This is a genomic window from Pseudomonas sp. UF-293 (assembly GCF_058245595.1).
In genome coordinates this window covers 1-237 of the sequence record NZ_JBSICA010000102.1, presented here as the reverse complement: position 1 = coordinate 237, position 237 = coordinate 1, and the positions used below count along the sequence as shown (strand labels likewise).

The 237-nt window shown below is 46.0% G+C and carries 1 tRNA gene; it reads right to left on the bottom strand.

Annotation, left to right across the window (positions count from 1 at the left end):
• Window positions 1–134: 134 nt before the first annotated feature.
• Window positions 135–219, bottom strand: a tRNA-Tyr gene (locus AC4IHP_RS27935).
• Between the last annotated feature and the right edge of the window lie 18 nt (window positions 220–237).

Below are 237 nucleotides of genomic sequence, written 5' to 3'. Positions count from 1 at the left end.
AATCGAACCCGCATCATCAGCTTGGAAGGCTGAGGTAATAGCCATTATACGATGCCCGCAATGAACTCGGCTACCTGAGTTATCAGCTGTTAAACTGTTCCTCAAAATTTTCTCTTAAGAAAACTTCTTGGAGATGGTGGTGGGAGAAGGATTCGAACCTTCGAAGTCTGTGACGGCAGATTTACAGTCTGCTCCCTTTGGCCGCTTGGGTATCCCACCTATCCAAATTGTTAATGG